We start from the raw sequence: 18,737 nt of genomic DNA on the forward strand, positions 1-18,737 counted from the left end.
ACGGGCAGGGCGGTTTCCGCCCCTGACAGAAAGACGGCGGAGGCCAGGCTTCTGCGCCTGCGCGCCGGGGTTCCGCTCCGGCTGATCCGCCCCGACTGATTCCGGCGAGGAGCCGGCTCTCTCACCGAACACCCTGACCCTGGCCCGCACCGGGCCTGACCCTGACGCATGGCCGACGGCGCGCCTGGGCGTGGCCGAAGGCGGACCCATGGATGGAGCCTGGACATGGCAAGCTACAGCGACGCCGAATTGCAAGAGATCGCCCGCTGGCTGAAAGAGGGGCTTTCGGCCTCGAGGATCGCGGCGGCGTTCAGCGCGCTGCGCGGCAGCGCTGTGTCACGCAACGCCATTATCGGCATCGTCCACCGCAACGCCATGCTGGGCGCCATCGGCTTTGCCAATGGCAAGGGAGTGCCGGCCGGCGCCAAACGCGTTGCGGGGGCTGCGGGCAAGCGGGCGAGCCGAACGCCTGCGAAGGGCAGAGCAGACGACAAGGCGGTCGCCGGTAACTTGGGAGAGAAGCATGCCGCCAAGAGCGCCGGGGTGCGGAAGAACAAGGCTCGGGCCAGGCGTGACGCGCCGCCCGCCTGGCTACCGCCACGCCTGTTTGTGCGCGAGGTGGGGGTGCTGATCGCCGATGGCGAAGCCTACCGTTTCAAGGTGCCGGCGCCACAGCGCGGACCGATCGGCCGCCAGCCGCATGGCGTGGCGATGCGCTTCATCGACTGCCTGTTTTCCCGCTGCCGCGCGCCATTGGACCTGACGCTGGAAGAGGATCCGGGGAACGACGCGCCGGGCAGCCGGCCCGGCGCCGACATGCTGTGCTGCGGCATGCGCACAAAAGCGCTGAAAAGCTACTGCGGCTACCACCAGGCGCGATTTCAGAGGCGGGTTTGCACGTGAATTTTCCTTCTCCCCGTTCACGGGTGCGGCATGCACACATTTCCAAGCAGCTGGTCTTTGGCGATAGCGTGCATGGCAGCTTGGCGTATGCATTGTCTTATGCCGCGCTGGTCGACCCCCACTCCGTCTCGGCTTCGCCGAGCCACCTCTCCCCCGATCGACGGGGTAGAGGAAAGGCACCAGGCTTTTTGCCGTCAACGCTCGTCCAGCAAGGCTCTCTTCCTTTCCCTCCGGAGGGGGGAAAGGTGGCGCTGCGAAGCAGCGGCGGATTGGGGGAACCACATGGCAATCAAGCCTCGCAACGATCAATCACGCCAGCAACAGAAGATGTTTGCATAGCGGGCAGCGTCCCCTTCACCCTATTTCGGCGCCTGCCGGCCCTGCTTGGGCATGCGGCTCTGCACGCTGCGTGGCTCCAGCATCATGGCCGGGCCGCTGGCTTCGACCAATATGCCGGCAACGCGGGCAAAGCCGGTGAACACTTTCATGGCGTCGGATTGCGAGATCTGCGCCGCGATCGCCGCGCTGCAGGCATTGAGCGCGCTGCGGTAGACGTGGCCGCGCCGTTCGATCGGCCAGCGCTGCAGGAAATCGGCGGCGTCGCTGACGCTGTCGATTTCCTCGACATGCCCGTCGAGCGACACTTTGAGCGGCACTCCGGTTTTCATCGTACCCATGGCGTTCACCCTGGCCTTTCGTGCGGTGTAAAAGACCGCGTGTATAAACGCACAAGCCAGGCTGGCGGTTGCATCACGGTTGGCGCCGGCTCATGGATTGGCGGCTGCGTCCAGCCAGTCATGAGCACGGCTTCTCGGCTTGGCCACCAGAATGCCTTGCTGCCTTGCCGCCTTTGTGAAGGCTTCGAAAGCAATGCGCGGGCAGCAGCTGCCGTCGATAGCAAGTCCGATCAGCCGCGCGGCATCAGAATAGGCCGGCTTTGCCTTGTCGGGCCATTGCTGGCGCAGCGCTTTCTCCGCTTCGGCCACCGAGCCGACCAGCATCGTCTTGTTGTCGCTAAAACGCAGCGTAAGCGGCATGAAAGCCGTCATCGGCAAACCTCCCCTTGGATTGGTCGCGGCACAACGTCCGGAGTTGCGGCTGGTTCCATTAGCGTTCATGTAAGAATGGCGCGGGGCACGGCATGAGCGAGCGGCCCTTCATGCAGCTCTACGTCTCCGATTTCGTCGGCGACACGTTGCAGCTCTCGACCGAACAGATCGGCGCCTACATGCTGCTTTTGATGGCGATGTGGAACGCCGGCGGCAGCCTGCCCGACGATGACGCCAAGCTCGCGCGGGTGGCGCGGCTGCCACTCAAGAGATGGCGCACCATCAGCACCGATCTCATGACCTTCTTCGAGCGCGAGGCGGGCGAGATCGGCCACAAGAGGCTGACCAGGGAGCTGCACAAGGCGCTGGTCAAAAGCGAGGCGAGGGCCGCCGCCGGCGCGCGTGGCGGTGCCGCCACCGCCCTGAAAACAAAGACGCATGTCCCAGCAAATGCCGATGGTTTGCCTCGGCATTCTCCAGACTCCAGAAACCAGAAGGAAAAGGCTGGCGCCTTTTCCCGCGCAAACACGACAGCTCCCGTTTTGTCGGGAAAAAAATCCGGCTGGCAGCGGCCGAAAACCCACACCGACGCCGCCAATGCCATCATCGAGGAGATCGAGACCCATGACCGCAGCCGAAATGCAGCAGGCGACGAAGGCGCTGGCCGCGATGTTCTCATGCTTCCCGCAATCCGCCTTGACTGATGTCGAGATGCAGCTGCGCGGCTATCTCAGCGCCGTGCGCGACGCCGAGCTTGCCGATTTGCAGGCCGCCATCCAGCGTTTCGTGCGCGGCGAGGTGAAGAGCGGCAACGCCCAGTTCTGCCCGTCAAGCGCGCAGCTCTGCATTGAGGTGCGCGAGCGGCGCATGATGCGCGAGCTGATGGCGAGAAGGGCGGCCTCGGTTCCCGCGAAGCTGGCGGCGGGATGACCCCTCTAACCGAAACACCGCACCCCAATCCCCAACAAGGAGCCACCCCATGCCCAAAAAAGCCAAAGCCGCCAAGCCACAAGCCCCCAAACTGCCGAAGGGCGAGGCCGAGCAGGTGCGCATCCGCCGCGAGGTCGGCCATGATTTTGCGCTCAGGGACGACGCGTTCGGCCGCAAGCGGCTGGCCGCCGGCACGGCTGAAGCGCGGCGTGTCTACGAAGTGTCGAATGACGGCTACACCTCCACCGGCGGCATCGTGCGGGTGCGCACGGTCGACCCGCTCATCGGCATCACCTCGCTGTCGCGCCAGCAGCGCGAGGCCGGCCAGCGCTACCGCGAGGATTTTCAGTGCAGCCAGCAGGCCAGCGTCAAACCGATGCGCTGGGCCGAGCGCATCGATGGCGGCCGCCACGGCGGCGGCATCGCCGACAATGTGCTCGACGCCGGCCGCGCGCATGCCGCGGCGACCAGGGCGCTGGGGCATTGGGATGTCGCGGCAGTGGTGCGACACGTCTGCTGCGCGGGGGAGTCGGTTAAAGGTGTGGCCGAGCAGACGGGGGAAGGCCGGGACGTGGTGACGAAGCTCTTGAAGGTCGGGCTGGACCTGCTGGCGGTGCACTATGGGATGATGATGGGGCGGTGAGGGGCGAGGCTCGGCAAAGGTTTGGCCCGTGCTTTTGAAGGTAGACGTCCAGAAATGTGTATTGCCTACCGAGCCCATTCCACGTCGATCTCGGTTGGTTTTGGCAACCGAAACCGGCGCAACATTACGAGGGCCGCTGTGAAGGTTATGACGTGGATCAAGACTTCCAAGGCACCCCAAGGTTTGGCTGAAGTCGCATTTTCATCCCAGTAGTTTTTGGTCAGGAGCAGCATCGAATTGCTAAAAACGATGAATAAAGCAAGCTCCAGGAGGAATATTCCGGTGAAGACGAGAAATCTTGGCAGGAATTTTGTCCGGGGTGCAATCGCGGCAACAACAATCGCGATAAACAACCCGAAGACAAGCGGTGTCGTTGGGTATTTTGCGATACGGACGTGAAATGTGTAGGCGGCTTGGCCGACGACGATTGCTCCGATAAATGTGGCCAGCGCCAAGGCAACAAGGTTGACTGCCAGCCGTTTCAGCAAATCCGTTCCCAAGATCCTAGCCATCCATGTTGATCCCAGGCGTGCATTTGTAGTCGGCAGGATTGGCGGGCTGAGGCATGGTGGCGGCTTTCAGCCTTTCGCTTTCGCTGCTGCAGGCCGGCCTGGAGAGAATCGAATAGCCCTTCTGCATCATGCAGCGATTGATGAAGCGATCTCGCAGGCCGTGGTTGGCATCGTAGGTGGTGGCTGTGGCCGGAATGTTCAGGCCGCCGCTCTCGCTGCAACTGGTGATGGTGCCAATGGTCCGGCATTGAACGGAGCCAGGGGTATAGACCCCGCCGCTCACCTGCGTTGCCATTGCCTGGGGTATCTCGCGAAGCGAGGCGATCTTGCACTGGTCATAGTCGGCTTGCCGCTGGCTGGCATTGGTGCCGGGCTTGAATGCAGCGGGCACGGGGCCAGTTTGACAGCCTGCCAGCAATAGAACTGCCACAAGTTGAAGTTTTTTCAAGATTGATTCCCCCCGGAAGTGCTGTCCAATCAATCGCAAAACCGAAGATGTCTCAAGAGCATCGGTATTGGGCCAACAAGGTCGCGCATATCCGCGGATATCTGGCAGGCATTTTGCTTGGCATCTGGCACCATCCGTCAGCATCCTCGCCTCCATTTTGAACCCTTCCCCCGTCTCGCCCATTACCCTGGCATGCAAACAGCCAAGGGAAGGAGAGACCCATGCACATCATTCTTGGAGGAACCGGCCACGTCGGCTCTGCCGCTGCAATAGCGCTTCTGCGGCAGGGCGAGGCGGTGACAATCGTGACGCGCGATGAGGCCAAGGCGGCACCTTTGGCTGCTCAAGGCGCGGAGGTGGCGGTGGCGGATGTGCTTGATGTCGAGGCGCTGCGGGGCGTGTTCAGCCGCGGCAAGCGGGCTTTCCTGCTCAATCCGCCGGCGGATCCCGCAACCGACACCGATGTGCAGGAGCGCAGGACGGTGGAGGCAATAGTCGCGGCGCTCGAAGGGTCGGGGCTGGAGAAGGTGGTGGCGCAATCGGCCTATGGCGCACGGGCCGGCGAGCGCGTGGGCGATCTCTCCGTCCTGCACGGGCTGGAGGAGAAACTTGCCCGTCAGCCCATTCCGGCCAGCATCCTCCGGGCCGCCTACTACATGAGCAACTGGGACGCATCGCTTGAAACGGCGCGGCGCGATGGCGTGGTCAATTCGCTTTTCCCCGCCGATTTCGAATTGCCGATGGTGGCGCCGACGGACCTTGGCGAGGCAGCCGCGCGGCTGTTGCGGGAGCCGGCCGGCAAGAACGGTCTGCATCATGTCGAAGGGCCTGCCCGCTACTCGCCCGCCGATGTCGCCGACGCCTTTGGCGACGCGCTGGGCAAGGATGTGCGCGTGGTGTCGGCGCCGCGCGAGCATTGGGTAGAGGCGTTCAAGGAGGTGGGGTTTTCGCCTGAGGCGGCACAATCCTATGCGCGCATGACGGAGGTGACGGTTGACGAGCCCTATGACCCTGCGACCAGCCCCGAGCGGGGAAAGGTGACGCTTGAGCGCTATGTGGCGGAGTTGGCGGGAGGCAAATAATCGGACTGCCGCGCCGCCCCTCATCCGCCTGCCGGCACCTTCTCCCCGTGAACGGGGAGAAGGGAGCTAAGCCCCTCAAAACAGCGCCTTCTCCAGCGGCCCCTCCAGCGTTTCCGCAAACGCCGTCGTCAGATGGTGCCGGTCACGAAATGCCAGTTTGCCTGATATGAACACATGGCACTCGGTCGGGCCGCAGAATTGGTCGGTGAGGTCGACGTAGCGCGTGTCGGGCACGCTTTGGACCACGGCGCGCTCTTGCGCCGCGGCGCTGTCATTGGCGGCCTGCGCCCTTGGCGTGTCGCAGCGCGAGGGGGCTTCGCGCCACCAGAGCGCGCGGGCCACGCAGGAGTTGGCGAAGCTGTCGCCGATCGGGGTGTCGCGAATGACAGCCGTCTCGACGCCGGCCTGACTGAAGGCCTGCAATGTGGAGCGCAGGCCTTCCCGCCAGCGCGCGGTCTCCTGGCCGCGCTCGGCGGCGGGCATGTCGCGGGTCAGGTTGCCGATCGAGAATTCCGAGATCACCACCAGGCGCGGCCTGGCCTGGATGATGTCCGCGATCGCCTGTTCGCGCCAGGCGTCGCATTCGGTGTAGTCGCGCTTCAGCACCGCGCTGAAGGTTGGCAGCCGCGAGGCGCGGCATGAGGATTTGAGATAGGTGACCACCTTGGTGTCGTTGCGGCTCGCCGCCTCGACCAGCGGCGTCGACCAGTGGTCGGCGTGCGAATCGCCGAACAGCACGATGGTGTGGGCGGCGTCGGCCTTGCCGAATGTGCAGGGTTTGGGCGTGACCGTGTGGAAGTCGAGCAGGCAGTTTTCGTCAGTGGCGCGCGCGGTCGACGGTTGTTCGGCGGCCTGTTCAATGCCGCGCTGGGCCGGGTCGATATTGCGCGTGGCGAAATGCGCGCTGGCATAGGCTGCCACCACGCCCACGCCGGTCAGCGCCAAAGCGGGGGCGAGCGCCCATCTGCCCGCTGCCAGCCAGGGACCGCGCCGCGCCGGGTTCTCGATCAGATGATAGGTCAGGAACGCCAGCACCAGCGCCAGCGCGCCGCAGCCAAGGCGCTGCGGGATGGTGAGATCCGGCACCAGCATGCCGGCATAGACGATGACAGGCCAGTGCCAGAGATAGAGCGAATAGGAGAGCGTGCCGATCCATTGCAGAGGCGGCAGCGACAGAACGGAAGCTGGCGCCAGGGCTCGCCAGCTTGCAGGGCTGGCTGTCTCCGTGTCGTGTTCTTCACCGGCGCCGCCCAGCAGCACCAGCACCGTGCCTATGACCGGCAACAGCGCGTACCAGCCGGGGAAGGGCATGTCTTCGCTCAAGCGGAGATAGGCCGCCGCGATCAGCGCCAGGCCAAGCCAGCCTTGCACCGCGCGCAGCCCGGGCCGGTGTTGCCACAGAGTTGTAGGCGCCAGCGTCGCCAGGCCGCCGGCGGCGAACTCCCAGGCGCGTAGCGGCGAGAAATAGAAGGCCCAGGCCGGCGAGAGGCTGGTCAACCACAGGCAAGCGATAAAGGAGGCGAGGCCGGCAACGCCGATCACCATCACCGCCATGCGCCGGCCCTGGTGCAGCCAGGCGGCCAGGAGCAGCAGCGCCGGCCAGACGAGATAGAATTGCTCCTCCACCGACAGCGACCAGAAGTGGATGAAGGGATTGCTGAACGCATCGGCGGCGAAATAGTCGAACGACCAGCGCAGCAGCCACAGATTGATGGCGTAGGCCGAGGCATACATGGCGCCGTGCGCATAGAGCGCCTGCTCCTCCGGTGCCAGGATGAAATAGCCCGCGCCAAGCGTCGCCAGGATGACGAAGACGGCCGCCGGCAGAAGGCGCCGGGCGCGCCTGGCATAGAAGCGCCAGAGGTCGAGGCGGCCGGTCTCGGTGATCTCGCGCATCAGGTGCGTCGTGATCAGCCAGCCGGAGATGACGAAGAAGATGTCGACGCCGGCAAAGCCGCCGGGCAGCGCCGTGAGGCCGAAATGATAGGCAACGACGCCGCCGACCGCCAGCGCGCGCAACCCCTGTATGTCAGGCCGGAATGATGCCGCCATGGTAACTCCTTCGCTGCGCCCAGCCATCCTCCCGTGTCGATCTGGCCAAACAATATTGCAGTGCAGCAAGTTTTTCGCAATGCAACATGGCGAAAAAGGGAAAATGGCGGAATTCAACTTCCCGGCAGAGCGAGGGTCACTTGGAATTTTAGCCGCCGCTTGACAAACGTCGATGCCGCAGCCCTATTTCCAGCTGAGGGATTTGCAGGGGATCAACAAATGAAAAAAACCTATACGAAGCCGGTGCTTGCAAAGCGCGAGAGATTGTCGACCATCGTGGCGGAATGCCCCATCTCGAACTGCATGTGACATGAAGAAAGCGTATGAAAAGCCGACGCTTGTTCGGCGTGACAAGCTCTCAGCCATCACCGCCGGTTGCACACCTTCGTCCTGCCCATAGCGCAGGGCGGACGTTACAGCGGCATGGTCGACGGCCATGCCGCCCGTGCGATCAACATTTCGCGATTTTCGCGGGGGTCGTTCAGCTCTGGCTTGACATGGGTTGGGCGGCTCGCTCCATTGGCGGCCTTTCCGTGGCATGGGGATTCTGATGAAAAAGACGTACCAAAAGCCGACGCTCGACAAGCGCCAGCAGCTTTCCCGCATCACCGCGGCCGCGGTCAGCTCGTCGGGTGGCCCGAAACCCTGATCGAGGTTTCGGCAAAACCGGCGCTGCTGACCTGTTCGGGCTCGCAATCTTGCCGGACCATATTGTCTGGCAATCGCCGCTGATGGTTTCAGCCATGCTGCAGGTTCTGGAAGATGAGCCGCCCTTGCTGATATAGAGCGCCGCATGAAGGCAGGATTGAGCGCAAGGCGGTTTCGGGTCGAGGTGGTCGCAGCGCCGCGTTCGCCCGGCGTCTGGGGATCGGCGACCGTCAACATCTTCGACGGCGACAGCTGGATTGGGGCGTATGAGCGCAACTATCCCAGCTTTGGGGAACAAACCTTCGAGCCGTTCGAGATCGATGGCGCCTGGTATGCACTCTATTCCAGCGACTACACCGCAACGCGGGTGATGAGCCTGCCGGCTTGCAAGGATTTGGGCGGCGAGGAGTCAGCGTCCGATGGCTTTTGCCCGGTCGAGCTTTTTGTGCCGCGCTACAGGAAGGCCACATACACGAAACGAGCGACGGGCGAGCTGAAAGAGAAATGGGTGTTCGAAGCTCGGGCCGAGACGTTCAAACTGCAGGAAGACAATGCGTATGATTATGGCTGGTCGATCGGCCCCTGGTTGTCGCTGACCACCGGCTTCGTCGCCGGCTGCATCTGGGGCGACGATTCAACCTGGAAGGTCCAACTGTTCGATCTGTCGGAAGCGGCCAGCGGCAAGATTGTCCGGACGGAGCGGTTCGGTCACCTGGCGCTTGCCGAGGGCATCTCGCTCGCCGGTTCCCTCGACTTCGATCGCCATATGCCGGACTGGGAGTTGCGGGCGACCATCATCCGGCGCGAGCGCCGCGACGTCGCCACCGGCAAGCTCATCGATCCCTACGACGAATAGCTTGCCGCCCCGAAAGCGGACAGGCGAGGAGCCGCCGATCCTATGGAGCAGGCTCGATCACTTTGCGGCCGCGTGTCAGATAGGCCAGCAGGCCCAGCAGCAGGAACCCCACCACCCAGCACACGACAAAGGCGGCAACGCCGATGGCGGCACCCAGGTCGACGCCGAGGCTGAACACATTGGTGCTCAGGCCCGGCAGCTTGTCCGATGCGCCCATGCCGGCATCGGCGACCCACAGCATCAGCATGTTGAAGCCGATGAACAAGAGCAGGAAAATCCAGCCGAACAAGCCGCGCTTGCGCCTGACCGCTTCCATGCCCCGTACCTCCACCGACGTCCCCAATGGCGCGACAATCGCCGATCGGGCTTTGCGGCGCAAGCCACGAGCCTCAAGCAAGACAGCCCCGCGAACGGGGCTGTCTGAAGCGCTGGTCCATCGAGCGATTTAGCTGCCGCCGTTGAGCTTCACGCTGCTGCAGAATTCCGGATGGCTGTTGGCGGGGGTGGCGTTCTTTGCCTCGTCGGCGCACGCTGTCTTCATCGAGGTCTGATCGTCCGGCGTAAGCGCCTTCCAGGCTTTGACGAAATCGTCATTGCCGCGGCACGACCGCCCGCCGTGAATATGGATCATGGCGGCACCATGCTGAAACTTCCCGGCTCCATGATTGTCCCGCGCCGGCCGCCTTAAAAAAGGCCCTACCGGCAGGGCCGGCGGGGCATTGATCGGAGGTCTGCAATCGCCTCTAGAGGCGATGTCGCAGCAACGAGAACGGCGTGCGAAAAGTTTCACTGCCAGCCGTTGCCGGTGGCGTCGAAGCCTCAGCCGCTTGTCGCCCGGCGGCCCTGGCCGCGCCGGGCAAGCAGGTTCGCCACCACCAGAAGCACGATCGACAGCGCCATCATCAGCGTCGCGGCGGCGGTGATGGCGGGCGAGAGTTTTTCGCGCAGGCCGATGAACATTTCGAGCGGCATGGTGCGCTGGCCGGCACTGGCCAGGAACTGCACCACCACCACCTCGTCGAAGGAGGTGACGAAGGCAAACGCCGCGCCCGAGAGCACGCCGGGCAGGATCAGCGGCAACATCACACGGAAGAACGCAGTCAGCGGTCTTGCACCTGAAATGGCGGCGGCGCGCATCAGATTGCGGTCGAAGCCGGTGAGGCTGGCGCCGACGGTGACGACGACGAAGGGGCTGGCGAGTGCGGTATGCGCCAGGATGATGCCGGCATAGGTGCTGGCCAAGCCAACGCGGGCGTAGAACAGGTACGAGCCAACGGCGGTGATCACCACAGGCACGATCAGCGGCGACAGCAAAAGCGGCATGACGATGCGGCGGCCGGGAAACTTCTCGTTGGAGAGCGCGATTGCCGTCAGCGTACCGAGCGTGGTGGCGATCAGCGTGGTGCCGAAGGCGACGATCAGGCTGTTGCCGATCGCCGACTGCCAGCGCTGCGTGCCCAGCACCACCTCATACCAGCGCGTCGACAGGCCTTCGAGCGGGAAGATGAAGAAGGCGCCGCTGTTGAAGGAGAGCGGCACCGGGATCAGGATCGGCACCAGCAGGAACAGGATGACCAGCCCGCACCACAGCCAAAGCAGCGCGACGCGGATGCGTTCACCAGATGTCGGGTAGGGCGAGAGCAGCATGGCTACACCATCTTCAGGCGGTCGAGGCCGAGGATCCGGGCGAAGATGCCGAACAGCCCCAGGGTGAAGACGAGCAGGATGAAGCTCAGCGCCGCCGCCATCTCCCAGTTCAGTTCGACATTGACGTAATTGGCGATGAAATTGCTGATCAGCTGGTCGCTGGCGCCGCCGATCAAGGCAGGGGTGATGTAGTAGCCGAGGCACAGGATGAAGGTGAGCAGGCAGCCGGCCATGACGCCGGGGAAAACCTGCGGGAGATAGACACGCCGGAAGGCGGTGAAGGGCTTTGCGCCGAGCGAATAGGCGGCCTTCATCTGCGAGGGCGCGATGGTGCGCATGACGGAGTAGATCGGCAGCAGCGTGAACGGCAGCTGGATATGCGTCATAGCGATGATCAGGCCGATGCGGCTGTACATCAGGTCGAGCCGCTCGTCGGCGATGCCGAGCCACAGAAGCAGATCGTTGACCAGGCCGAATTTCTGCAGCAGCACCGTCCAGGCGGCGGTGCGCACCAGGATCGACGTCCAGAACGGCAACAGCACCGCGACGATCAGGATCGCCGCGAGCCCCTTCGGCACGCTTGCTATGAGATAGGCGAGGGGGAAGCCGAGCAGCAAGGTGGCGAGCGTCACGGCGGCGGCAACGAAGAAGGTGCGAGCGAACACTTGCAGGAAAATCGCCTGTTCGGGCGGCACGCGCTCGATGCCGCCATCGGCGTTCCAGCGGAGATCGAGTGCGCTCAAGAGGTAGAACGAGGTGATCGCGTGGGTGCCGCTGGCGATGGTCGGCCAGGTGCCGGGCGCCGACCAGAAGGGCACGGATTTCATGATGTCGAGCGGCGGCTTGCCGCCGGCGCCTTCGAGCTGGCGCACGGTCTTCAGCACCTGGCTGCGGGCGCCGGGCAGGCGGGCGTTGAGCGCCTTGGCCAGTTCGTAGGCGGTGCCCTTGGCCTGGCTGTCGCTGAGGTCCGCGGCCAGCGCAGTGAAGGCGGCATCGCCCGGCAGGCCCTGGCCATTCCAGCCGGCGAGCGCCTGGCTGGTGCGCGGCAAGGCGTCGGCGATGGTCGGGTCGTAGACGGCGCGCGAGAGCAGCAGCACGATCGGGATGCCGAAGCTCAAGGCCAGAAGCAGGAGCAGGGGTGCGGCCAGCGCCAGCGTGCGTAGCCGATCGCCGAATTCGGCGCGGCGCAGCGCCGCCGACGCGGTTCCGGGATCCGCGCCGGCGGCCGACCGGCCGCGGGCCAGCGCGGGCCGGTCGAGTTCGCTGGGCTGCAAGGCCGACATGCTAGGTCCTACTGCGCCAGCCAGGCGTTGAAGCGCTTGACCAGGTCTTCGCCATAGTCGCCCCAGAACTCGGTGTCGGCGACGAGGTAGGCGCCGGCCAGATGGTCTGGCGCGTTGGGCAGTTTCGGCAAGGCATCGGCCGCGACGAAGGACGCCGCATCGGTGCGCACCGGCCCGTAGGTGATGTAGCTGGCGAGCTTGGCGTTGTTTTCCGGCTTCGAGATATAGGCAAGGTATTTGTAGGCGAGCTCCGGGTTCTTGGCGCCCTTCGGGATGGCGATCATGTCATATTCGAGGATCTGGTTATTCCAGACGACCTTGAACGGCTTCTTGTCGGTGTCGATGGCGTTCTGGATGCGGCCGTTCCAGGCGGTGGTCATCACCACTTCCTGCGAGGCGAGCAATTGCGCCGGCTGCGCGCCGGCATCCCACCAGACGATATCCTTCTTGATGGTGTCGAGCTTCTTGAAGGCGCGGTCGACGCCTTCCGGCGTCGCCAGCACCTTGTAGACGTCGGCGGGCGCGACGCCATCGGCCATCAGCGCCCATTCCAAATTCTGCGCCGGGAATTTGCGCATGGCGCGCTTGCCCGGGAATTTCTTGGTGTCGAAGAGGTCGAGCACCGACGTCGGGGCTTCCTTCAGCACGGTTGGGTCATAGGCGAGGATGTCGCCATAGGCATCGAGACCGACACCGCAATCAAGCGCCGAGCCTTCGATGAACTTGTCGCGCGGGCCGATCTTGGAATAGTCGAGCCGCTCGAGAATGCCGGCGTCGCAGCCTTGCAGCACGGTCGCGGTTTCGACCGTCACCAGGTCGATCGGCACATTGCCGGTGTCGACCATGGCTTTGACCTTGCCGAGATCGCCGAGATATTCCTGCTCGAGGATCTTGGCGCCGGTCTCCTTGCTGAACGGCTCGAACCAGGCCTTGCGCTGGGCATCCTGCCAGGCGCCGCCGCTGGCCATGATCGACAGTTCATCGGCGAAGGCGTGGCTGATGCTGAGCAATGCGGTGGCCGCCGCTAAAGCGAGCATCCGGGTCTTGGCGATTTTCATGTTTTTCTTCCCCTATTTTTGAGACTGATCTGTTCTGGTTGGTTCAGGATGGACCTGTGTTGGCGGCGCCCGCCGCGGCATCGGCGGGAAAGGCGCGGCAGTCATTGGCTGCACAGGAGACCGTGACGGCCTCGCCATTGGCCATCGATGCTTCGGGGCCGACCTTGACGGTCAGCACCTGGTCATTGCCGAGCCTGGCCAGCAGCCGCAGATGGTCACCGAGATAGATGCGGCCGTCGACCGTCGCGGGCAGGGCGTTGCCGCCCGGGGCGGCCGGCGCCAGGCTCAGCCGCTCCGGGCGGATGGCGACGTGGCAGACAGTACCCTGGGTGACGCCGACTGCGAGCGCGGTGAGTTCGCCGCCGCCGGTCAGCCGCACGCGGCATTGCTGGCCCGAGACGCGCTCGACCACGCCTTCCAGCGTGTTGTTCTCGCCGATGAAGCTCGCCACGAAGGAGCTTTGCGGGGAATTATAGAGATCGTCGGGCGAGCCGAGCTGGGCGATGGCGCCATTGTTGAAGACGGCGACGCGGTCCGACATGGTCAGCGCCTCGCTCTGGTCATGGGTGACGTAGACGATGGTGACGCCGAGCATGGTGTGGATCTGCTTGATCTCGAGCTGCATGTGCTCGCGCAATTTCTTGTCCAGTGCGCCCAGCGGCTCGTCCATCAGCACCAGGCTCGGCTCGAACACCAGCGCGCGGGCCAGCGCGACGCGCTGCTGCTGGCCGCCGGAAAGCTGCGCCGGCTTGCGGTCGCCGAATTGCTTCAGCCGCACCATGTCGAGCGCGCGGCCGACGCGGCCGGCAATGTCGGCCTTGCTCACCTGGCGCACGGAGAGCGGGAAAGCGACGTTCTCCGCCACACTCATATGCGGGAACAGCGCGTAGTTCTGGAACACCATGCCGATGTTGCGCTGGTAGGGCGGCAAGCGGTCGACCGGCTTGCCTTCCAGGGTGATGGTGCCGCTGGTCGGCCGTTCGAAGCCGGCCAGCATGTTGAGCGTCGTCGTCTTGCCCGAGCCCGAAGGCCCGAGCAGGGTCAGGAATTCGCCACGCGCGACGCCGAGGTTCAGCCGCGTCACCGCGAAGGCGCGGCCGTCATAGGATTTCTCGACATCGACGAAATCGACAAAAGCCGGGCCTGGCGACGCGGCTGGCGGTGATGGCAGAACGGCCTGACGGGCGCTCATCGGGCACGATCCCGAAATGTACTGGCTGTAGCACTATGCGGCTTGTGATGCATGGTTCCGTCCCATTGGAAGCCCGCATCTCGGCGGGTCACCCAAACTTGTATGCTCACACAATCTATCTGAAATCGAGCATAGATGCATACAACTTTGACCGTCAAGCCGGTATTTTCGGTGATTGTGTGATATTTCCGCCTGACAAAGCGGAATTGATGTCACACAAGCGCTATTGTCCGGCGAATTGTCTTATGCTAAGCCCACGACGAAGCCGAACCCCCGAATCCATCCAGCATGCTCAGCGATCTCCGCCTTACCGAGGATGAAAGTCCGGTCTATCGCCGTCTCGCCGACGCGATCGCCGAGCGCATCGCTGCCGGCACGCTGGCGGTCGGCGACCGGCTGCCGCCGCAGCGCGACATAGCGCGCGCGCTCGGCATCAACGTCACCACGGTGACGCGGGCGCTGGCGACGCTGCAGCAGCGCGGCCTGCTGGAGGCACGGCCGGGGCGGGGCACCACAGTGGCCGCCAGGCAGGCCGGCGAACGACCCGGCTTCGTCTCGGCGCCGAGCGACGAGAGCGGCATCATCGACCTGTCGGTCAACCGGCCCGCCACCTCGGCCTATCTCGACGCGCTGGCCGCGCTGCTGCCGCGCCTGCCCAGGGATCCGCACTATGCCTCGCTGCAGGACTATCATCCGCCGGAAGGGCCGCTCTGGGCGCGCGTGGCCGTCGCCGACTGGCTCAAGACGGTTGCCGGCGATGGCGACCCCGGCCGCGTGGTGCTGGCGGCGGGCGCCCAGCATGGACTCGACTGCTTGCTTGGCGCGGTGACCCGGCAAGGCGAGGTGGTGCTTGCCGACGAGGTGACCTATCAGGGCATCAATGCGCTCTGCCGCGTGCATGGGCTCGATCTCAGGGGCGTTGCCATGGATCGCGGCGGCATGCGGCCGGACGCTTTCGACGCCGCCTGCGCGCAGCTGCGCCCCCGCGCGGTGTTCCTGGTTCCGACGCTGCACAATCCCACGACGATTACGCTCAGCGAAGCGCGCCGTCACGAGCTCGCCGCCGTCGCGCGCCGCCACAATGTCATGATCATCGAGGACGACGTCTACCGGCCGCTGGCCGACGAGGCCTTGCCTTCCTTCGCCAGCCTGGAGCCGGAGCTGACGGTGCATATCGGTGCACTGTCGAAATGCCTGGCGCCGGGCTTGCGGCTCGGCTTCGTCATCGCGCCGCGCGCCATTGCCGGCCAGGTGGCGGCGGCGTTGCGCATCAATTGCTGGAGCATCAGCCCGCTGACGGCGCTGATCGGGGCACGGATGATCGAGGACGGAGGGGCGGCGCGCATCATCGAGGTGCAGAAGCAGGAACTGCGCCAGCGCCAGGCGATCCTCAGCGAAATCCTCGGCCGCTACGATGTCCAGAGCCAACCAAGCGCCACCCATGCGTGGCTGCGCCTGCCCGAGCCCTGGCGCGGCGCCGGCTTTGCCCGCACCTGCCTGGAGCGCGGCGTGGCGCTGCTGCCAGGCGACGCCTTCGCCGTCGGCCGCGAACCGGTCCAGCATGGCGTGCGCATCAATGTTGGTGCCGCGCGTTCGCAGGACGATTTGCGCAGCGCGCTGACCACCATGGCCGAGTTGCTGTCGGCCGGGCATCTGCAACTGCCGGGTTTTGTCTGAGGCCAGGGAACCGCACAGTGACAGGGAAAAACGTCGAGATCGCCATCATCGGCGCTGGCGTGGTCGGGCTGGCAACGGCGCTGCGCCTGGCCAGCGACGGCCGCGAAGTCCTGCTCATCGATCCCAACGAGCCAGGCTCCGGCGCCTCGTCTGGCAATGCCGGCACGCTGGCCGAATATGCCTGCCTGCCGGTCGGCAACCCCGCCGTGCTGCGCGCGCTGCCAAAACTGCTTCTCGACGCCGACAGTCCCTTTTCGCTGCGCTGGACAGCGCTGCTGCACCTGGCGCCGTGGCTCACCAGCTTCGTCAGGCAATCGCTGCCGGCCGCCACCCATGCCAATGCGGTCGCGATGGCCGGCCTGCTGGCCGATTCCCTGCCGGCCTGGGAGGAGATGGCTGTCGAGGCCGATGCCGGGGATTTGCTGCGCCGCAATGGCTGCCTCTATCTCTATCGCCGACCGAACGATTTTGCCCGCGGCGCGGCAAGCCGTGCGTTGCGCGCCGAATTCGGCGTCGACCAGGCGGTGCTGAACCCCGGTGAAGTGGCCGCACTGGAACCGAACCTGCCGGCGGTGCAGGGCGGCGGGCTGTTTTTTCCGCAATCGATGAACCTGACCGATCCCCAGACCATGATGGCGCGGCTGCTCAAGGCGGCGACAGAGCGGGGTGCCGCCTTGCTGCGCGGCGAGGTGACCGGGCTGCGGGCCGATGCCGGTGGTGTCGACCTCAGCGGTCCCGGCCTCAGCCTGCGCGCGAGCAAGGTGGTGATCGCCGCCGGCGCCTTCTCGCGGCCGCTGTCGGCACAGGCCGGCGACCGCATCCCGCTCGAAACCGAGCGCGGCTATCACCTCGAATTCGCCACGCCTGCGCCGGTGCTGACGCGGCCGGTGTGCCCGGTCGATCTCGGCTTCTACATGACGCCGATGGCCGGCCGGCTGCGCGTCGCCGGCACGGTCGAACTCGGCCGGCTGGCCTCGCCACCCAATCCACGCCGGCTGGCGCTGCTCGATCGCGGTGTGCGCCAGTTCTTTCCAGCGCTCGGCCAGCCCTCGTCAAAATGGCTCGGCTTCCGCCCGTCGCTGCCGGATTCGCGGCCGGTCATTGGCCCGTCGCCCGGCAATCCCGATATCATCTATGCCTTCGGCCATGGCCATCTCGGGCTGACGCTCTCGGCCATCACCGCGCGGCTGGTCGGTGACCTCATCGCCGACCGGCGGCCCAACAGCGAAAGACTTGCGCCTTTTGCGGCCGGGCGGTTCTAACCACCCGCCGGCGCAGCCTCGATCTCCTGGAGATAAAACACCTTGCTCGGCTGCAGATGGTCGACGCAGAGCTGTGCCAGCACCCAATTGTCGCGGCGTTTCAGCGCCTCGATCATCATCGAGTGGTGTTGGCGCGAGACGTCGAGCTTTTCCCGGTCGGCGAGCGAATTGGCGCGCACCGGCAGGCTGAGGCGCATGTAGTGTTCGATCGAGGACACCAGATAGGCGTTGCCGCAGGCCGAGAACATGGTCAGGTGGAAGCGGTCATTGGCCTCGTGGATGCCTCTGAGATAGCCCTTGTCGACATGGCCGCTGTAGATGCCGTGGATTTCGATCAATTCCGCGATCAGCGCGTCGCTGACCGGCAGGGGGATCATCAGCGCCGCCTGGCGCTGCAGCATTTCGCGCACCTCGTAGATCTGCCGCACCTCCTCGGGCGAGAGCCGGCGCACCATGGCGCCCTTGTTGCGCTCGCGCGTGACGATGCCGAGTTTTTCCAGCTGGTAGAGCGCCTGGCGGATGGTGTGGCGCGAAACCGGGAAGCGGGCGAGCAGCACATCCTCGACCAGGCGCGTGCCGGGTGCCAGCCGGCCGAAGATGATGTCCTCCTCCAGCGCGTGCACGGTGTCGGCTTCCTTGCCGCCATAGTCGAAGCTGTTGAGCATCGCGAACCCTTGTTGTTCCCAGAACAACGCTTGTTGTTTTCCCCGGGCAACTCTCGTTGTCCGCCGGGACAACAAGAGTTGCCCGGAAGCAGCACTCTAAAGCGGTTCATCGCTTCACGGAAACGCCGAACCGCTCTATTTCCTTGTCTGGCTTCCTAGTCCGACGCAATTCCGGTTGGGAAAGCGCTATTCGCTTTCCCTGGGATACGGTACCTGATCGCATGACCAAAGCGCGCGCCGTGCCCATGCCTAGCAACAGCGTGCTTGCGCCGCTCTACGCCGGCGCGGACCTTTTGGACGCCTATGCAATTCGACTACCGGCGGGCGCCTGCGATGATCTGGAGGTGCTGGCGCGCGCCGCGTTCGAACGACCGGCGGGGTGGATTCGCGCGCTCACTCGTGTCCGCGATGTGGTGATGGCGGCAGTCGCCGTCAAATCGTCGCGCGCCATCGGTCTTGCCGCGGCGGCGCGTGGGCCGGTCATCGGCTTTTTCCCGGTGCTGTCAAAGAGCGCGACGGAGTTGGTCGTGGGCGAGGACGACCGGCATCTCGACTTCCGCGCCACCATCCAACTTCGCGCCGATGCGGCCAATGGGCGCGAGCTGGTCGTGGGTACCGTGGTGCATTGCCACAATCGGCTGGGGCGTATTTATCTCGCGACGATAGCACCGTTTCATCGCGCGATTGTGCGGGCGAGTTTAGAACAGGCGGCAAGAGCAATGTCGATTTAAGCTTGCTTTGATAGTCGCGGCTGGCTGTAGCCGGTCCGTGGCACATCCCGTGAATTCGATGGTATTTTGCATCCGCATGGCAACATGCCCTACCGTCGA

21 protein-coding genes are annotated in these 18,737 nt (G+C 64.8%); 9 read left to right on the forward strand and 12 right to left on the reverse strand.

All coding sequences use genetic code 11. The annotated features are described in order from the left end of the window. Positions 1-225: 225 nt before the first annotated feature. On the forward strand, positions 226-903 hold the full coding sequence (locus EB235_RS15005; protein WP_027030216.1) for a GcrA family cell cycle regulator: 678 nt from the start codon (positions 226-228) through the stop codon (positions 901-903). Between the two features lie 359 nt (positions 904-1,262). Here the strand turns inward: EB235_RS15005 and EB235_RS15010 are convergent, their stop codons facing one another. Together EB235_RS15010 and EB235_RS15015 are read right to left on the reverse strand one after the other, a co-directional pair. Further along, positions 1,263-1,580: a DUF982 domain-containing protein gene (locus tag EB235_RS15010; protein ID WP_032925487.1), complete on the reverse strand. Its 318-nt coding sequence runs from the start codon at positions 1,578-1,580 to the stop codon at positions 1,263-1,265. Positions 1,581-1,670: 90 nt separating this feature from the next. Then, entirely contained in the window at positions 1,671-1,952 is a 282-nt protein-coding gene (locus tag EB235_RS15015) for a DUF982 domain-containing protein (RefSeq protein WP_027030214.1), read from the reverse strand. A 92-nt stretch (positions 1,953-2,044) separates the two neighbouring features. Between EB235_RS15015 and EB235_RS15020 the strand changes: the two genes are divergently transcribed. From EB235_RS15020 to EB235_RS15030, 3 genes are read left to right on the forward strand one after another with little or no spacing between them, the layout of a single operon-like run. Beyond that, complete coding sequence (locus EB235_RS15020) at positions 2,045-2,656, forward strand: YdaU family protein (protein ID WP_027030213.1); 612 nt, start codon at positions 2,045-2,047, stop codon at positions 2,654-2,656. Beyond that, on the forward strand, positions 2,649-2,882 hold the full coding sequence (locus EB235_RS15025) for a hypothetical protein (RefSeq protein ID WP_167334859.1): 234 nt from the start codon (positions 2,649-2,651) through the stop codon (positions 2,880-2,882). The genes EB235_RS15020 and EB235_RS15025 overlap by 8 nt, the downstream gene beginning before the upstream one ends. Positions 2,883-2,931: 49 nt before the next feature. Continuing rightward, complete coding sequence (locus tag EB235_RS15030) at positions 2,932-3,525, forward strand: DUF6456 domain-containing protein (RefSeq protein ID WP_027030212.1); 594 nt, start codon at positions 2,932-2,934, stop codon at positions 3,523-3,525. Positions 3,526-3,590: 65 nt separating this feature from the next. Here the strand turns inward: EB235_RS15030 and EB235_RS15035 are convergent, their stop codons facing one another. Both EB235_RS15035 and EB235_RS15040 read right to left on the reverse strand, forming a co-directional pair. Further along, positions 3,591-4,037: a hypothetical protein gene (locus tag EB235_RS15035; protein WP_027030211.1), complete on the reverse strand. Its 447-nt coding sequence runs from the start codon at positions 4,035-4,037 to the stop codon at positions 3,591-3,593. Beyond that, positions 4,030-4,485: a hypothetical protein gene (locus EB235_RS15040; protein WP_155256380.1), complete on the reverse strand. Its 456-nt coding sequence runs from the start codon at positions 4,483-4,485 to the stop codon at positions 4,030-4,032. The genes EB235_RS15035 and EB235_RS15040 overlap by 8 nt, the downstream gene beginning before the upstream one ends. Positions 4,486-4,706: 221 nt before the next feature. Here EB235_RS15040 and EB235_RS15045 point away from each other — a divergent pair, with 221 nt between their 5' ends. Beyond that, positions 4,707-5,567 carry an NmrA family NAD(P)-binding protein gene (locus tag EB235_RS15045; protein ID WP_027030209.1) on the forward strand — a complete coding sequence of 287 codons (861 nt, stop codon included), beginning with the start codon at positions 4,707-4,709 and terminating at the stop codon, positions 5,565-5,567. A 75-nt stretch (positions 5,568-5,642) separates the two neighbouring features. On the opposite strand, the gene EB235_RS15050 is transcribed toward EB235_RS15045, so the two are convergent. After that, a complete protein-coding gene (locus tag EB235_RS15050) occupies positions 5,643-7,619 on the reverse strand; it encodes an acyltransferase family protein (RefSeq protein ID WP_027030208.1) in 1,977 nt (658 codons plus the stop codon). 793 nt (positions 7,620-8,412) lie between these two features. On the opposite strand from EB235_RS15050, the gene EB235_RS15055 reads away from it, so the two are divergent. Next, positions 8,413-9,123, forward strand: coding sequence for a hypothetical protein (locus EB235_RS15055; RefSeq protein WP_027030207.1), 711 nt, complete (start codon positions 8,413-8,415; stop codon positions 9,121-9,123). Between the two features lie 40 nt (positions 9,124-9,163). On the opposite strand, the gene EB235_RS15060 is transcribed toward EB235_RS15055, so the two are convergent. The 6 genes from EB235_RS15060 to EB235_RS15085 form a co-directional block, all read right to left on the reverse strand. Beyond that, positions 9,164-9,439 (reverse strand): hypothetical protein, encoded by a 276-nt coding sequence (locus tag EB235_RS15060; protein WP_027030206.1) that lies wholly within the window; start codon positions 9,437-9,439, stop codon positions 9,164-9,166. Between the two features lie 129 nt (positions 9,440-9,568). Beyond that, positions 9,569-9,754, reverse strand: a complete 186-nt coding sequence (locus EB235_RS15065) for a hypothetical protein (RefSeq protein ID WP_032925483.1) — start codon at positions 9,752-9,754, stop codon at positions 9,569-9,571. A 188-nt stretch (positions 9,755-9,942) separates the two neighbouring features. Further along, the gene (locus EB235_RS15070) at positions 9,943-10,770 is read right to left on the reverse strand and encodes an ABC transporter permease (protein WP_027030205.1); all 828 of its coding nucleotides are present in this window, start codon (positions 10,768-10,770) and stop codon (positions 9,943-9,945) included. 2 nt (positions 10,771-10,772) lie between these two features. Continuing rightward, positions 10,773-12,053 carry an ABC transporter permease gene (locus EB235_RS15075; RefSeq protein ID WP_027030204.1) on the reverse strand — a complete coding sequence of 427 codons (1,281 nt, stop codon included), beginning with the start codon at positions 12,051-12,053 and terminating at the stop codon, positions 10,773-10,775. 8 nt (positions 12,054-12,061) lie between these two features. After that, positions 12,062-13,111 carry an ABC transporter substrate-binding protein gene (locus EB235_RS15080; protein WP_027030203.1) on the reverse strand — a complete coding sequence of 350 codons (1,050 nt, stop codon included), beginning with the start codon at positions 13,109-13,111 and terminating at the stop codon, positions 12,062-12,064. Between the two features lie 43 nt (positions 13,112-13,154). Then, the gene (locus tag EB235_RS15085) at positions 13,155-14,303 is read right to left on the reverse strand and encodes an ABC transporter ATP-binding protein (protein WP_027030202.1); all 1,149 of its coding nucleotides are present in this window, start codon (positions 14,301-14,303) and stop codon (positions 13,155-13,157) included. Between the two features lie 288 nt (positions 14,304-14,591). Here EB235_RS15085 and EB235_RS15090 point away from each other — a divergent pair, with 288 nt between their 5' ends. Next, positions 14,592-15,980 carry a PLP-dependent aminotransferase family protein gene (locus EB235_RS15090; RefSeq protein ID WP_032925482.1) on the forward strand — a complete coding sequence of 463 codons (1,389 nt, stop codon included), beginning with the start codon at positions 14,592-14,594 and terminating at the stop codon, positions 15,978-15,980. 17 nt (positions 15,981-15,997) lie between these two features. Then, the gene (locus EB235_RS15095) at positions 15,998-17,242 is read left to right on the forward strand and encodes an NAD(P)/FAD-dependent oxidoreductase (protein ID WP_027030201.1); all 1,245 of its coding nucleotides are present in this window, start codon (positions 15,998-16,000) and stop codon (positions 17,240-17,242) included. Here EB235_RS15095 and EB235_RS15100 read toward each other — a convergent pair. Continuing rightward, complete coding sequence (locus tag EB235_RS15100) at positions 17,239-17,907, reverse strand: GntR family transcriptional regulator (protein WP_027030200.1); 669 nt, start codon at positions 17,905-17,907, stop codon at positions 17,239-17,241. The two genes, EB235_RS15095 and EB235_RS15100, sit on opposite strands and share 4 nt — an antisense overlap. Positions 17,908-18,128: 221 nt before the next feature. On the opposite strand from EB235_RS15100, the gene EB235_RS15105 reads away from it, so the two are divergent. After that, positions 18,129-18,638, forward strand: coding sequence for a DUF2867 domain-containing protein (locus EB235_RS15105; protein ID WP_027030199.1), 510 nt, complete (start codon positions 18,129-18,131; stop codon positions 18,636-18,638). Positions 18,639-18,737: the final 99 nt, after the last annotated feature.

It is taken from the genome of Mesorhizobium loti R88b, from assembly GCF_013170845.1.
Taxonomy (GTDB): Bacteria; Pseudomonadota; Alphaproteobacteria; order Rhizobiales; family Rhizobiaceae; genus Mesorhizobium; species Mesorhizobium loti_B.

Bases quoted from the DNA above. Each gene is read 5' to 3' on its own strand.
- EB235_RS15005 (WP_027030216.1), top strand. From the start codon at position 226: ATGGCAAGCTACAGCGACGCCGAATTGCAAGAGATCGCCCGCTGGCTG.
- EB235_RS15010 (WP_032925487.1), bottom strand. From the start codon at position 1,580: ATGGGTACGATGAAAACCGGAGTGCCGCTCAAAGTGTCGCTCGACGGG.
- EB235_RS15015 (WP_027030214.1), bottom strand. From the start codon at position 1,952: ATGACGGCTTTCATGCCGCTTACGCTGCGTTTTAGCGACAACAAGACG.
- EB235_RS15020 (WP_027030213.1), top strand. From the start codon at position 2,045: ATGAGCGAGCGGCCCTTCATGCAGCTCTACGTCTCCGATTTCGTCGGC.
- EB235_RS15030 (WP_027030212.1), top strand. From the start codon at position 2,932: ATGCCCAAAAAAGCCAAAGCCGCCAAGCCACAAGCCCCCAAACTGCCG.
- EB235_RS15035 (WP_027030211.1), bottom strand. From the start codon at position 4,037: ATGGCTAGGATCTTGGGAACGGATTTGCTGAAACGGCTGGCAGTCAAC.
- EB235_RS15045 (WP_027030209.1), top strand. From the start codon at position 4,707: ATGCACATCATTCTTGGAGGAACCGGCCACGTCGGCTCTGCCGCTGCA.
- EB235_RS15050 (WP_027030208.1), bottom strand. From the start codon at position 7,619: ATGGCGGCATCATTCCGGCCTGACATACAGGGGTTGCGCGCGCTGGCG.
- EB235_RS15055 (WP_027030207.1), top strand. From the start codon at position 8,413: ATGAAGGCAGGATTGAGCGCAAGGCGGTTTCGGGTCGAGGTGGTCGCA.
- EB235_RS15060 (WP_027030206.1), bottom strand. From the start codon at position 9,439: ATGGAAGCGGTCAGGCGCAAGCGCGGCTTGTTCGGCTGGATTTTCCTG.
- EB235_RS15065 (WP_032925483.1), bottom strand. From the start codon at position 9,754: ATGATCCATATTCACGGCGGGCGGTCGTGCCGCGGCAATGACGATTTC.
- EB235_RS15070 (WP_027030205.1), bottom strand. From the start codon at position 10,770: ATGCTGCTCTCGCCCTACCCGACATCTGGTGAACGCATCCGCGTCGCG.
- EB235_RS15075 (WP_027030204.1), bottom strand. From the start codon at position 12,053: ATGTCGGCCTTGCAGCCCAGCGAACTCGACCGGCCCGCGCTGGCCCGC.
- EB235_RS15080 (WP_027030203.1), bottom strand. From the start codon at position 13,111: ATGAAAATCGCCAAGACCCGGATGCTCGCTTTAGCGGCGGCCACCGCA.
- EB235_RS15085 (WP_027030202.1), bottom strand. From the start codon at position 14,303: ATGAGCGCCCGTCAGGCCGTTCTGCCATCACCGCCAGCCGCGTCGCCA.
- EB235_RS15090 (WP_032925482.1), top strand. From the start codon at position 14,592: ATGCTCAGCGATCTCCGCCTTACCGAGGATGAAAGTCCGGTCTATCGC.
- EB235_RS15100 (WP_027030200.1), bottom strand. From the start codon at position 17,907: ATGCTCAACAGCTTCGACTATGGCGGCAAGGAAGCCGACACCGTGCAC.
- EB235_RS15105 (WP_027030199.1), top strand. From the start codon at position 18,129: ATGACCAAAGCGCGCGCCGTGCCCATGCCTAGCAACAGCGTGCTTGCG.